This is a genomic window from Mesorhizobium sp. B2-6-4, assembly GCF_006441495.1.
Classification (GTDB): domain Bacteria; phylum Pseudomonadota; class Alphaproteobacteria; order Rhizobiales; family Rhizobiaceae; genus Mesorhizobium.
In genome coordinates this window covers 287,426-301,379 of sequence record NZ_VFUE01000005.1, presented here as the reverse complement: position 1 = coordinate 301,379, position 13,954 = coordinate 287,426, and the positions used below count along the sequence as shown (strand labels likewise).

The window sequence follows — 13,954 nt, the reverse complement described above, 5'->3', positions numbered from 1 at the left end:
TCGCGGATCTGGCTGTCTGCTTTCTTCGAATTATGACCGAAAACGATCCTGTGCCGGGATCAGAAAAGATCGATTGGTCGCTCGGGCTCGGGGCTTCCGGCCGAGTCATTCGCGCGGTGCAGGGGCGCGTCGCCTTTAACCCCAAGATGCACGTCCCATCGACTGCGAAAAGGCGGGCTTTGCAGACAGGCGGTGACGGCTGCCGCCCCTCCAGTCAATAATGTGCTTCTTTTCACATGGAGATACTCACCGAAAGATACATTGATCAAATCATATTGTTCGATTTTGGGGTCGAAAGGGGAATCGCCAACATATGCACGTCGCAATAAGGAGAATTGGACGAGATGCAATTCATTGGGATAAATTGCACATAACGCAATGACTCGATGAATTGTAGGTTGAGGGGCAACAAAGGCATTGCGAACATCTGTCGTCTTGTCTGTGATTTAACCATAGCTGGTACACGAAAAGGCAATTGGTGATCGTCGGGCCGGGCTAGCGTTATTCCTCCGCGGTTTGGAGATGGTGCGTCCGCTCCCGAATGTGCCCAGCGTCGCGATACAAGCGGCGTGAGTTGGATGTCCAAGAGAGGGCTTGCAGTGCACCAACGTGCATATCTCGACGAGTGTTGGTGTTGCCGGAACCGTGGTCGACCAGGCAGGGAGAACTCAGATGTACACTCATATCCTCGTGAGCACGGATGGCTCCGACGTCGCCAGGAAGGGCGTTGAGCAGGGGATAGCCCTGGCGAAAGCCTTGGCTGCCAAGGCGACAGTTGTCACGGTCACGGAGCCAATGCTGATTGACTATGGAACCGGATTTACCTCCGGGTCTATTCCTTCGCAGGAGGAGGTTGATAGTTTTGAGGCCGCGAGCAAGGAATTCGCAGGGCAAGTCCTCGATCAAGTCAGGGAGGCAGCCGACCGGATGGGGGTTTCCGCAGAATTTCTACATGTCCCGGATACCTACCCGGCCAAGGCGATTATCGACACCGCCAAGTCACGAGGCTGCGACCTGATTGTGATGGCTTCCCATGGCCGTCGTGGCATCAGAAAGCTTTTGCTGGGAAGCCAGACGTCGGAGGTTCTCGCGGATGGAAGTGTGCCTGTATTGGTCGTGCGGTAGCCAAACGAAACCGGAGAAGCGCCGGCTTCCTCTGCGCTCAAGCTTCCGGAGAGACGGTGTCCTGTGACGAGGATGTCTCCACGCGTCGGCCTCGGCATTTAGAGGTGCCGCGCAATGGCATTCATGATTGCCGCAGGCTAGACAACGATAACGCGCGCGCCGTTGCGCACCGTTCCGAAGAGTTCAAAAATATGCTCGTTCAACATCCTGATGCAGCCGGATGATGCAGCTTTTCCAATGGTCCACGGCTCATTGGTCCCATGAATGCGATACAGCGTGTCCTGGCCATTGCGATACAGATACAGCGCCCGGGCGCCGAGAGGATTGTTTGGGCCTCCCGGAACGCGCTGCGGCAAGCTCGGATTACGGCGTCGCATGTTGGCGGTGGGGGTCCAGGTCGGCCATTGGGCTCTTCGTTCAACGATGGCTTCTCCACCCCATCGCTGTCCATCCCGACCGACAGCGATGCCGAAGCGGATCGCCCTGCCTGCGTCTTCGACATAGTACAGGAAGCGCTCCTGCTTGTTGATTAGGATTGTTCCGGCGGTTTCCCTACCCAAGTAAGGCACTGTTTGCCGACGGAATTGCCGGGGGATGCGCGTCTTGTCTACGAGAGGGATGTCAAAAGGCTTATCTGGAATTCTCCCGATATACCAACTCTTTTGGGAAGCTTCCGCATGCCCGGACAGCGCCAGAAATGATATTCCCCCAACGATCACGGATCGTCTGCTCAAAGAATTCACCAAATGAACCTCCGAAATTTTAATGGCTTCTTGGCTGGTATTTTATGAGCTTCGATGAGCCTGCGCTATCGGGACCAACACTTCTGACATCGGCCTCTCCGCTGAGGGTGCAATCTCTTATGTCATACGAGCGCCTCGTCAGACTGCGTGGTGTTCCCGGCGGGCAGTTCGAACCGGCGCCCAATCTCCAGCTTCGCCAAGGAATGGGTTCACTCTTGTCTTCGACAAGATTACCTCAGCCGAAGACTCCAATCACGTAGTCGAAAGCTGATGGCTGAGAAGGCAATTGTTGGCCAGGAGGCTGTTCAGAGAAGGTTTGCCGTTGTTCGACCGCTCCGCCAACGGAGGGTGCTTGAGGCCCAGCCAGCCCGCCTCCCGCGCCTCTTTGGGCGAGATTCCGAACTCGCGCCTGAATGTCCGGCTATATGTCGAGGGATCCATGAAGCCCCACTCCTCCGCAATGCTCGAAATCGGGCGTCCATCCGCGATGTTTCCGAGCGCGTCCCTCGTTTTCAGCAGCCGCTGTCGCCGGATATAGTGCGAGATTCCTCCGGCTGGTTCGAAAATCCGATAAAGTCGAGAGCGTGAAATGCCGAGGTCTTGCGAGAGCTTTCCCGGTGTCAGATTCCGGTCGGCCAGATTGGCTATTATGATTTTGTTCGCGCGGGCCATGATGACCGCGTCGATCGGCTCCTGTGCTTCGAAAAAGTGATCCCGGGACGGGGAAATGCACGCGGCAAGCAGGCTGGTGGTCGCCGATGCGACATACGGGACGTCGCTTTCCGTGCGATGGGGGAAGGAATGATAGAGCAGCAGAACATAGTCGGCGACGAATGCGGCCATCTCGGGCCGGATATCGAGCGTGAAGGGTTGCGAGAAGGCGAAATCCCGCGGAAGGAATAGCGCAAGGACACCGTCATCCTCACCCTGGTCTTCATGGGGTGCACCCAGGCATTGCCAGCGCAGCTGTCCCATTCTTGGCGTGCCGCCGCCCGCGGGGATTGTCTGGGGCACCGAAAGAGCCCAGTGGTCGAACACCGGACTCTTTCTGCTGCGCCACCGCCGACGGTACCCCATCCCGGGATATTCGATGAAAGCCAGCACGAGGCTCTCCAACCGCCACGCCCGCTCGCGCGCAGAGAACGAGCCGAACTCGTCTCGCAGCAATTCGACGTCGGCTATATTTGAGTGCCAACTCCGGAAAAGGTCGAATTGCTCGGGCGGTGGCGCCTGCGAGGTATCAACGTCTACGACGCATCTTAGAGGTTCTGGGGTCCCGATCGTTTCGCTTTCGCTGACAATTGATGGCTTGTCTTGCATTGAGGCAAACTCATTGCTTGAAAGAGGGTGACGGCAACCCCACGGAATTCTCGATCAAGAGACCAGACGTATCGGGCTCATCCCCGGCGGATGTAGCCGCGGCGAGATCGAGGTTATGGGACTTGAAATCCTGACACCCGCACCTGCTTGGGTGGTATAGAACCAGTCGACAAGAACATCTCGCCCAGCCAGCAGAATCGATGATGTGCGGATGTCGGCAGCGTGTATGGCAACTGCTCCAGCGATCGGCTCGCCAAGAGTATCGCTTCGTACTGTTACCTCCATCACAAGCTCCTATCGAGCTAGCAGATCAACAATGAACGATGTGCTTTTCGCAAGGAGACGGTCCTGACAATTAAAAATCCAGAGTGGAGTTATCGAAAATCGTGATGCTAATGACGAGGACACGGCCGAGCTTAAACGGTCATCGATTTTTGAAAAATATGCGAGGAATCCATAATATGGGTTTGACGTATATTTCTTGTAGCTTGTGGGATGATCTCCAGGCGCCCCGACCTCTGCCAGGAATCCGTCACTGTCTTGAAGAAAGGGACAATCCCAATGAATTGTTGATCAGAAGGTTGCTCAGGATGCCAGCATCCGCGAGGGGCTCATCCACAGTCAGCCAGGTCGAATGCTTGACGCCCTGCCACCCGAGTTCGCGCGCTTCCCTTGGAGAGATGCCGAACTCTGTTTTGAACATCCGGCTGTAGGTAGACGGATCTTGGAAGCCCCATACTTCGGCAATGCTGGAGATCGTTCGCCTGTCCGAACTGTCCGCTAGAGCGTCGCGCGTTTTCAGCAGCCGCTTGCGCCGCACATAGTTGGACACACCGCCCACCGGCTCGAAAATCCGGTAGAGACGGGAGCGTGAGACACCGACCGCACGGCAGAGTTTGTTGGGCGTCAAGTCGGGATCGCTCAACCTCTCTGCGATACGCTTGGCAATCCGAGCGGCAGACACCGCGTTCACAGGCCCTTGCGCCTCTGCCAGATGATCTTTTGTCGGCATAAGAGCAGCCGCGGAAATGTTGGCAGTCGCGGTGACGATATGGGGCAGATCCGCTTCTCTCAAATGAGGAAGTGAGCGGTGCAGCAGAACGGCGTAGTGCGCAAGAAAATCCAGTGCCTCGTCGCTGGCTTCGATTTTCGATGATCTGGTTGCCGGCCATGTGCGGGGCAGAAACAGTGTGATGAACAGATCATCGTTGCTCACTCCAACATCGGGCAAGGCCAGACACCTCATGCGGGGCCGACGAGATATCATCTCGCCGGCAGCAGACTGCGAGAACGGCACGGACAGCATCCAGTGATCCAACAGGGACCGTCTGCGATGTTCCCATTGTATCTCGTAGCCGGAGCCTGGGATTTCGATGGAACTCAACGCCAGATCGCCCAACTGCCATACCTGATGACGAGCCGGGAACACGGCGTGCTCGGCCCGAAGAAGCTGTATTTCGGCAACCCCAGCAAACCATGATCGATAGAAATCAAACTGTTCGGCTGGGGGTGCCGACAAGCTATTTACGTCGATGGCGCATCTTAGAGGCTCATCCGCAAAAGGGTCGGTGGGAATGCCGGCAGCGGTTACTCTCGCGTCCATAACAAACTCCTGTCGTACATGAGACGCCGAAGTATAGGCAGCTCAAGAGGTCGGCAGGCCGTTTCCCGCAAGGAAACCGACAATAAAACACACCCTCAACCTGCCGCCGCGGATGAGATTGATTTTGAGGCAATCTTAAGCCGGAGATGCTCCCCTAGAGTGGGCTAGGAATCCCAAACGTAGACAATGCGTTTATTTCTCGTGGAAGCTGGGACAGCGTTTTCGCATCGTATTTACCCTTGCGACTATGGCCATTCTCATCGGCGCCGAGCGCGCCATGTGGAGTGACCTTGCGTTTCTCTTGCTTGCGACCAACCGGTCGGAAGGTTTGTTGCGGCCCCACTGAGGTCGCGCCATCAGAATCTCCTGACGGCCAACCAATTTCTATCCACTTTCCGACGGAGTGCCCGAAAGCTCTCGGATTGGGGTGGTTCAGCAGGCAACTAGGCCGAATGCGGGCTGCACATAGCTGTGATGAGGCCCTACGCGTAGGTGTGTGGTTGGCTTTAGGATTCGCCGACCGCGGGGGATCCGGCATTTCTGCCGACTGCCTCCGTCCACAGGAGCCGACGGCTTCATCGTCTTCCATCCTGATCAAAATGCCTGGGGCACCGCGTTAACCAGCCTCGGATCGGCAGGTTTGAGCATCCCATCAGTCTGGTGCTGCGTGTCTCCAGAAGCGCCGACGCGCCTCACTGGGGGAGCATCCGAAGATTGACGTATAGGCTCCAGCGAAACGGCCCAGGTGCCAGAAACCAAAGCTCATGGCGATGTCGGTGATCGAGAGGCGATCGCCCTGCGTCAGGATAAGGCCGTGCGCGGCCCGAAGCCGCCGCTCCCGCTCGTAAGCTCGAGGGCTGACTCCCAGACGTTCCTGAAAGGCGCGCTCCAACATTCGCTCGCCAATGCCCAGTACCTCGCAGACTGCACTGACGGAAACAGGGCTATGAGGCCTTGCCTCCAGAATGGCCAGGGTGGCATCAACGATATCGCGCCGATCGCTGGAGCCGAAGGTGCGGGGGGATGGTTGCTCCGTGAGGGAAAGCACCCGCGCGAGCGCGGCGCCCGCTTCGCTCGCCGCAACGGCCAGGCCGGCACTTAGGTCATAGCCACGCTGTGCTGCAGCTTCCGCGAACCCGACGGTTCGCAGCAGCCTCTGCTGAAGCTCCAGCTCGGCTCCTGCCGTGAGGCGTTGCTCATGTATCCCTGGCATCAGCGCGGTCCTCTGGCCCAGGTGGGAGGCTGATGCCGTGCGCAGAGACTCGAGCGCGGACCCACGCAGACCGATCCGCATGAGGCGATAGCTTCCTGGCATCTCCAGCTTGAATTCTGTTCCCGGGCCGATGATCCGCAACTGCGGTACTTCACTCCGTTGTCCGTTGAAGGTCGTGCCTTCGCCCCAGAGGAACACCGCCGTCAACGCATCGTCATTGATCGCCCCGGACATGGCGATGCCACCCTTGTCCCGTAAATCGAGGACGAACGCGTCGCCATAGTCTATCGTTGCAAGGCTCGATGCATGGCGCTGCTCGCCAATCTGCTGGATATGGAATTCCGCGTCGGGATCGGACTCGCGGGTGCGCGCGACCACGGAATTATACTGGCGGGCGTACCAGTTAGGAGCCTCCAACAACGAGGGCCTCTCCAAGTCTTTTGTCCGGACTGGAGTTGGACGCGATCGCTTTCGTCCAACTCGATAAGTCAAGCAACCGAGTCCGGCTTGTTTCTGCGGGCGATCTTTATAATCAGAAGAATGATTCCGATAGCAAAGAGAAGACAGCCAACCATGATGCTCGATGGAGAGCCATAGCGATAGCCCGATGCAAAAATGAGAAAGCCTATGAGCAAGAGGCCGATAGCTATCAATTTGTTTGCCAACAAGGCCTTGGTGTTTCCTTCCATTGTAGCAGCTCCTTAAAATTTGACGTTTCGAGGTGGTGTCGAGGGTCTTTCTGGCTTTCGCTCTATTCGGTCTTTTCTTCCGGCTCCCAGGAAGCCGACTGAACATTCGAGTCGAGCGCGAGGTGAGCGACGACGCGTTCGACTGATTGCGCATCATCACGGTTGCTGAACAACGTTGCTTCTATTCTCATGGCGTCGCCCTCATTGATGGGATGGCTGTTAAGGGAGCGTAGGCGGAGGAGGTTTGTATTGATGGTCTGAAGCAGAATCGATCTGAGCAAATAAACATTATCTCGTGAGCATACGATCTCTATAGTGTACGTGTATTCGATGGCAGGTTGTTCCTGAGAGTGCCTTCGAAAGAATCTTGAGAAATTAGGAAGAAGCGAATTGAGTATAATAATGAGCATTGCGGTTTCCGCGGCCAGCAGCAGAAAGCCAAAGCCTACGAAGACCCCGACAGAGCCAGTGCTCCAGATCGTCGCGGACGTACTCAACCCTCTTATGTTGGAACCGTCCCTGATGATCAGGCCGGCGCCAAGGAAGCCAATGCCGGTTACGACCTGAGCCCCCATTCTAAGATCGAGACCTGAGCCAAGAGCGCCCGGCAGCGAGGAGTATGCCGCCGCGCCCAGTGCGACCAGCGCGTGCGTCACAAGTCCTGTATATTGTTGCCGGTACTGGCGTTCCGCACCGATCAGCGCGCCGAGCAGCAACGCAAGCACAAGCTTCAGCAGGATTGATTGAGTTATCGCGACTTCAGCTTCCAAATGTTCATTCCGTCTGATTCAAAATGCAGGGGCTTTCATCACATGGCGCCGAGCTCGGACGCCGGCTGCTGGGACACGGATTGCCGGGATGCCGACCGCTTCAGGATTGTGAGCGGCAGATGGAGAACGAGGGAGGCGTTATCGAAGATGATCTGCCGGGTCTCTTCGGCTTTGTCTTCGACCGGCATATCTTCGTTCACGATGAGACGGCGCAGCAGGGGCCCGGACCTCAACAGCTTCATCAGTGTTTCCGACGTTGCAAAGCCGCTGTGGCCGCCGCCGTCCACGTCGGAAATGTCGATAACCTGAATGTCCTTTTTCTGGAGGAGCGGGATATCGAAGCCACTGCCGACTCGTGGCTGGCCACCTGCAATGCGCCGCGACAGGCTCAAGGCGCGATCTCGCCGAGAGACAACGATCGTGAAGGGGTGCGGCAGTTGGGGTATGTCCCTGACTTGGCTGCTGAAGACATCTGGATCGATATCGGGCGCGGCAAGCAAGACGCCGCGGATTCTTGAGGTAACCGCCGCCTTACCTTGCAATACAAGGGTGCGAAGCGCCTCCATTACGACATACGCGCCCATGGAATGGCCGACGATGAAAACACCGCTAGCGTTCGATCGAGCTGCGATTTCGATCGTTTCGGCCAAGCCGTCCCGCGCCTGGAGAGCGCTATCGCGATCGAAAAGATAGGCGCCGATAGATCCCGCCGACGCCCAGGAGAAATGAACCGGAACCGAGGAGATGCGGTAGTCGTGGACGACTTGGGCATTACGAAACAGGCCTTCGGCAAAATTGTTGTTGTAGCCGTGCACGAAGATAAACACCTCGCGCTCCGAAGGCGGACGCTTCGCCAGCATCCCGTTCAACCGACCTGCGAAGGATGCTCTGTTCTCGAAGCGGACAAGATCACGAGCGGAAAAATGGCGCTTCGGATCGGGTGATGTCGATGACGTCTCGACGACGCCCGGCCAGTGTGTGGCCGGCACGACGACAGTCAACTGCGAAAAACTCAACGTCGGGGAACGATCCCGCGAATAGGGCGGTTCGGAGGTGGGGAACCTTGTGCGCGTGGTGGCGATCAGGAAGGAAATAGCCGACATTTCGTTGCTAATTTGTACAGGCGAGGCAAGGCCCGTCACGGCTCTTGGACCGGCGCAGCTTTGCACCAGCAATGCCAGCGAGATAACCAACACAAATCGTCCTGCGGGGTTCTGCATGCTGCTGGCCGCGCCGGCTTATCTTCGTAAACTCACCAGCCTTTGGCCATCCTTGTCCAACAGTTGCACTCGTCCTGTCTGTGGGGCTTCAAAGCGACGGACGGACCCGAGTGCCTCCAGAAGATTGCGCTCTTGATCCATGAGGGGCTGATCGCAGATCATCCTGGACGAGCCGGTTTCCGAGATCGTCAGCGCTTCTCCGGTCAAGGCGAAGCCGCCAAAGAACCGATTGCACGAACCATTCCCATGGATGCGTCCATCCGGCTCGAAGGCAAGGGTGGGTTTCGAACCCGCGACCGTGGTTTCTTCTCGAATCTCGTCCACGAGCCAATCTCCGTGAAGGAGGTCGCCCGGCTCTCCGGCGCAGCCTTCAAATTTCCGGTCGCCAAGGATGACGGTCGCGGTTTGGGGGTATGGCATTCCGCTCATGGTATCGACGCATATTTTGGCAGCGATGGTCAGCGCGAGTTGCCGGCCGTCTACCGTCGCCAGATAGGTGTCGGCGTCGCCTTGCCTTGTGGGACGCGGAGCCGGCTGAGCTGTGAAGGTCTCGCCCCCTAAGGCGTTAAAGCTGAGCGCGGTGTCCGAGATGCTGATTTGCCAGCCGGGTTCGTTGCCGCGTGCAGCCAACGAGGCAGCCTCCGCATTGCTCGTTGCGGTGGCGTACAGCGACAACACCGCGAGCAAAGCGGCCAACGCCAAGGATGAGCAGGACTTTGGACTCACGGTTGCAGCCTCCAGACGATGCGTCACTGAATTCGAAGGCCGCCCGGAAACCGGCCTCTGGGGGCAACTTCGCCAAATATTGCGCCGAATGTACCTACATCCGGTCTTCAGTCCATCGTCGCGTTTCGGAGAAGGAGTCCGTTCGGCGAAAAAATGGACGCAAAGCCAAGAATTGAGATTCCAAGAATATAAATGGTTGCCGCGGGCCATTTCGACCGCCCTTTGGCGAGGACGAACCTCAATGTGATGGTTCGATCGTATCGAGGCGTTCCGTACGATCTCCCCGACGCCGGGACGACAGATACTCGGTTGCTTTCTGGACGACAAAATAGACGGAGGGGATGATCAACAGGCCAATAGTCGTAGCCGCGGCCATGCCCCCGAAAATTGTGACGCCAACAGCCCGCCGCGCGCCCGCACCGGCACCAGTCGACACGACAAGAGGAATGATCCCGAGGATGAAGGAAACCGCGGTCATCATGACGGCCCGGAAGCGCTGCTCGGCCCCGATCCGCGCCGCCTTCATTATGCTTAGTCCCTCATCGCGCCGCTCCTTGGCGAATTCCACGATCAGGATGGCATTCTTCGCCGCCAGCCCGATCAGCAGCACGATGGCGATCTGCACGTAGAGGCTGTTCTGCAACCCGAAGACCTTCAATGCCGCTATGGCGCCGAAGAGAGCCGCTCCGAGCGAAAGGATGACGATCAACGGAAGCGACCAGCTCTCGTATTGGGCGACAAGGAAGAGATAGGCAAAGAGGAACGCCAGCGCAAAGACCAGCCCCTCCTGGCCACTGCCGCGGCGCTCTTGAAACGACAGGCCTGACCACTCGAAGCCATAGCCATTCGGCAACAGCTGGGCCACTGTCTTCTCCATCGCGTCCATGGCGCCGCCGCTGCTGCTTCCAGGTGCGGTAATGGCGTTTATGGGAGCGGCGACCGAGAGATTGTAACGCTGGATGGCGAATGGCGACAGGATCGTCGTCAACGACGCCAGATTGTTCAAGGGCACCATGGTGCCGTTCCGGCTACGCACATGCAGGTTCAAGATGTCTTCCGCATGGGCACGGAAATCGGCATCGGCCTGCAGATTGACCTGGAACACGCGGCCATTGAGCGTAAAATCATTTACGTAGCGCGATCCGAAGGCCGCGCCGATGGTGGAATAGACGTCCGACACGCTTACCCCAAGCGCTTCGGCGCGCGTTCTGTCGACGTCGACATAGACCTGCGGGACATTGGCGCTGAAGGTGGTGGCGGCCCCGCCGAGCTCCGGCAGATGATTGAAGGCGCCAAGCAGGGCGCCGACGACCTGCGCGATCTCTTGTGGCGGCTGTCCTTCAAGCGCTTGCAGGCGGAAGTCCAGGCCACCGACCGAGCCGATGCCGGCAATCGCCGGCGGCGCGAACACGGCGACGTTCGCGCCCGGAATTTGGGAGAACTTCATCCGCAGCGCCTGCAGGATGCCGGCGAGCTGCAGTTCGCTGGACCTGCGCTCGTCCCAGGGCTTCAGCGCCGCGACCGCCATTGCGCCGCTCGGCGAACTCGTCGACTGAAGGATGCTGAACCCCGCAACCGTGATGACGTCTTGCACGCCTCCGGTGTCGGTCAGAATCTTGCGCACGTCCTCCACGATGGCTTTCGTGCGGTCGAGCGAAGCGGCATTGGGCAACTGGATGTCGACGAACAGCGCGCCTTGGTCCTCGTCGGGCAGGAAAGTCGACGGTAGCCCGGTGAAGATCAGATAGGCGGCGGCAAAACAGGCAAGCAATCCCGCCACCGGCACGTACCAATGCCGCACCAGAAACCCGACGAGGCGTCCATAGCCGTCGCGCGTCTTGTTCATGAATGCCGTGAACCAGGCCAGCGGGCCACGCTTGAAATGGCCCACATCGCGCCGCAAAAGCAGTGCGGCCAGCGCCGGGCTTAGAGTCAATCCGACAAAGGAGGAAATCACCAGCGCCGAAGACAGCGTCACGGCGAACTGCCGGTAGAGCTGGCCGCCTATGCCGCCGAGAAACGCAGTCGGCGTCACCACGGCAAGCAGCACCAAGGTCGTGGAAATGATCGGCCCAGTGATCTGGTGCATCGCCTTGCGCGTGGCGTCGGCGACCGCGATGTCAGGGGTATCCTCCAGCACATGCTTGACGTTCTCCACGACAAGGATGGCATCGTCCACCACCAGGCCGATCGCCAGCACCAGCGCCAAAAGAGAAATCATGTTCAGCGAATAGCCGGCGGCAAACAGCACCGCCAAGGCGCCGAGCATGGAAACCGGGATGGCAAGCGCCGAGATGAACATGGCGCGCCAATCCTGCAGGAAGACGTAGGTGACTGCGAGAACGATCAGGAACGCCTCAAGCAGGGTTCTGGCCGTCAGCGAGATGCTGGCATTCACGAAGCGGGTCGCGTCGTAGACGATGTGATACTGCATGCCTTTGGGAAAGCGTGACGAGAGGCGCTCCAGTTCGGCGCGGACCGACGCCGCGGTCTGGATGGCGTTGGCGCCGGGCGACTGGTTGATCTGCATCATCGCCGAGGCGTGTCCGGCGAAGCTGGCGCTCGAAGCATAGCTTAGCGCGCCAAGCTCGAGCCGCGCGATATCGCGCAGGTAGACCTTGGCCCCCGCCGAGCCCGTGCGCACGACGATGTCCCCGAATTCCTCGACGCTTCTCAGCCGCCCCTGCGCGACCAGAGTGTATTGCAGCTCCGAGCCCTGCGCCTGCGGGGGGGCGCCGGCCTGTCCGAGCGTCGCCTGGATGTTTTGCCGCTGGATGGCGGCCGAGACATCGTCGGGCGTCAGGCTAAGCGCGTCCATGCGCTGCGGGTTGAGCCACACCCTCATCGAGTATTCCGAAGCCCCGGCGACCGAAGCCTCGCCGACGCCCCGCACGCGCGATATCGTGTCGGCGACGGTCGTGGTGATGAAATTAGTGATCGCCAGCGCATCGAGGCTGTCGTCCGGCGAATAGAAAGCGATGCCGAGGATAAAATCCGGCGAGCGGGCACGCACGGAGACACCTTGCTGCGCGACCGCTGCCGGCAGGCGCGAGATCGCCAGCTGAGCGCGGTTCTGCACGTTGATCTGTGCTGTCTCGGGATCGGTTCCGACCTCGAAGGTCACCGATAGCGTGTATTGGCCGGCATTGGAGCTGGTGGACGACATGTACATCATGTGGTCCACGCCATTGATGGCCGTCTCCAGCGGGCCGCCCACCACGTCGGCGATGACTTCCGCGCTTGCTCCCGGATAGGAGGCCGACACCGTCACCGTTGGAGGGGTGATCTGCGGATACTGCTGTATGGGAAGGGAAAACACCGCGATCCCGCCGGCGATCGAAATGATGATCGAGACGACGATCGCGAGCCGGGTGCGGCTGATGAAGAGGTCCGAGATCATTGCGTACCCTCCGCTTCGCGGGGGGTGACCTGCTGACCATCGGAAACGCGTTGCAGGCCCTCGACGACGATCGTTTCGCCGCCTTCCAATCCGCTCGTCGCCGCCCAGCGATTGTCGATGCGCGCACCGGTCGTGATCGCCTGCCTGGTCACGGTATTGTTGTCGTTGAGCACGAAGACGAACTTGCCCTGGCGGTCCTGAAGAACGGACGCCATCGGCACCATCGGCAATTTCCGGGCTTCTTCGTCGACGATTGTTAGCCGGACGAACTGGCCAGGCGCCAAAATGTGGTCGGGGTTGGGGAACAGCGCGCGGACAGCGACGGTACCGGTCTGCTGATTGACCTCGTTGTCGATGAACTGCACCCGCCCCGGCAAAGCAAATTGTGTGCCGTTGGCGAGAGACAGACTCAGGTGGAATTTGTTCGCATCGATCTTCTGGCCACCGGCAAGTTTCTGCCTGATGTCGACCAAAGTGCTGTCAGCGATCGAGAATGCGACGCGGATAGGATCGAGTTGTACGATGCGCGCCAATGATCCGGAGCCGGGCCCCACGAGATTACCGCGCGTCGCCAGGGAGCGGCCGATGGTGCCATTGATGGGAGACCTGATCTGAGCATAGGAAAGATTGAGTTCGGCCGTATTGAGGGCTGCATTGGCGCTTTGAACATCCGCCGCGGCGACATCGAATGCAGCCTGCGCGTCATCCAACGTGGCCTGAGAAATAGTCCTGCGGCTGAGCAGGTCCCTGGCGCGTGAGAGGCTTTGTCGCGCGGCGTTGCGGGTGGCTTCGGTCCTGGCCACCTGCGCCTGTGCGGACATTACCGCCGCCGACAGTTGATCCGGCTCGATTTCGAAAAGCAGATCGCCCTCCTTCACGTGCTGGCCTTCGGAGAACCTGATCTCCTTGAGCAGGCCGGACGCGCGCGCCTGAATGTCGACCGCATCGATCGCCTCGACCTGCGCGTTGTATGTCAGCGGCGCGTTTGCCGGACCGGACTGGACCTTCTGCACGACCACTGGCACCGTCGCCGCGGTCTGCGCACGTGCCGCTCCCGCGAAGCCGCCCACGCTGACTAGCAATGCGGCCGCCACGACCCTGGCTCGAAAGTCAAAATTGCTTTTCATCATCGTCGGATCCTGCTC

12 protein-coding genes are annotated in these 13,954 nt (G+C 59.0%); 2 read left to right on the top strand and 10 right to left on the bottom strand.

Annotated elements, in window-relative coordinates; all coding sequences use genetic code 11:
* Together FJ426_RS31595 and FJ426_RS09680 are read left to right on the top strand one after the other, a co-directional pair.
* On the top strand, positions 1-221 hold a 221-nt coding region (locus tag FJ426_RS31595), incomplete at its 5' end, for a hypothetical protein (protein WP_210242328.1).
* A 451-nt stretch (positions 222-672) separates the two neighbouring features.
* On the top strand, positions 673-1,125 hold the full coding sequence (locus FJ426_RS09680) for a universal stress protein (protein ID WP_140499425.1): 453 nt from the start codon (positions 673-675) through the stop codon (positions 1,123-1,125).
* Positions 1,126-1,262: 137 nt separating this feature from the next.
* On the opposite strand, the gene FJ426_RS32015 is transcribed toward FJ426_RS09680, so the two are convergent.
* The 10 genes from FJ426_RS32015 to FJ426_RS09630 all read right to left on the bottom strand — a co-directional run bounded on the left by FJ426_RS32015 (position 1,263) and on the right by FJ426_RS09630 (position 13,939).
* A complete protein-coding gene (locus FJ426_RS32015; protein WP_140521310.1) occupies positions 1,263-1,868 on the bottom strand; it encodes a L,D-transpeptidase in 606 nt (201 codons plus the stop codon).
* Between the two features lie 252 nt (positions 1,869-2,120).
* Entirely contained in the window at positions 2,121-3,188 is a 1,068-nt protein-coding gene (locus tag FJ426_RS09670; protein ID WP_140521311.1) for a helix-turn-helix domain-containing protein, read from the bottom strand.
* Positions 3,189-3,720: 532 nt separating this feature from the next.
* Positions 3,721-4,791: an AraC family transcriptional regulator gene (locus FJ426_RS09665; RefSeq protein ID WP_140499421.1), complete on the bottom strand. Its 1,071-nt coding sequence runs from the start codon at positions 4,789-4,791 to the stop codon at positions 3,721-3,723.
* A 652-nt stretch (positions 4,792-5,443) separates the two neighbouring features.
* Positions 5,444-6,382 carry an AraC family transcriptional regulator gene (locus FJ426_RS09660; RefSeq protein WP_140559921.1) on the bottom strand — a complete coding sequence of 313 codons (939 nt, stop codon included), beginning with the start codon at positions 6,380-6,382 and terminating at the stop codon, positions 5,444-5,446.
* A 110-nt stretch (positions 6,383-6,492) separates the two neighbouring features.
* Positions 6,493-6,693, bottom strand: a complete 201-nt coding sequence (locus tag FJ426_RS09655; protein WP_140499417.1) for a hypothetical protein — start codon at positions 6,691-6,693, stop codon at positions 6,493-6,495.
* A 62-nt stretch (positions 6,694-6,755) separates the two neighbouring features.
* Entirely contained in the window at positions 6,756-7,463 is a 708-nt protein-coding gene (locus tag FJ426_RS09650; RefSeq protein ID WP_181172734.1) for an MgtC/SapB family protein, read from the bottom strand.
* A 38-nt stretch (positions 7,464-7,501) separates the two neighbouring features.
* Positions 7,502-8,683 (bottom strand): alpha/beta fold hydrolase, encoded by a 1,182-nt coding sequence (locus FJ426_RS09645; protein WP_140559920.1) that lies wholly within the window; start codon positions 8,681-8,683, stop codon positions 7,502-7,504.
* Positions 8,684-8,701: 18 nt separating this feature from the next.
* On the bottom strand, positions 8,702-9,409 hold the full coding sequence (locus FJ426_RS09640) for an META domain-containing protein (protein ID WP_181172733.1): 708 nt from the start codon (positions 9,407-9,409) through the stop codon (positions 8,702-8,704).
* A gap of 238 nt (positions 9,410-9,647) precedes the next feature.
* Entirely contained in the window at positions 9,648-12,809 is a 3,162-nt protein-coding gene (locus FJ426_RS09635; RefSeq protein ID WP_140559918.1) for an efflux RND transporter permease subunit, read from the bottom strand.
* Positions 12,806-13,939: an efflux RND transporter periplasmic adaptor subunit gene (locus tag FJ426_RS09630; RefSeq protein WP_140556215.1), complete on the bottom strand. Its 1,134-nt coding sequence runs from the start codon at positions 13,937-13,939 to the stop codon at positions 12,806-12,808. The genes FJ426_RS09635 and FJ426_RS09630 overlap by 4 nt, the downstream gene beginning before the upstream one ends.
* Positions 13,940-13,954: the final 15 nt, after the last annotated feature.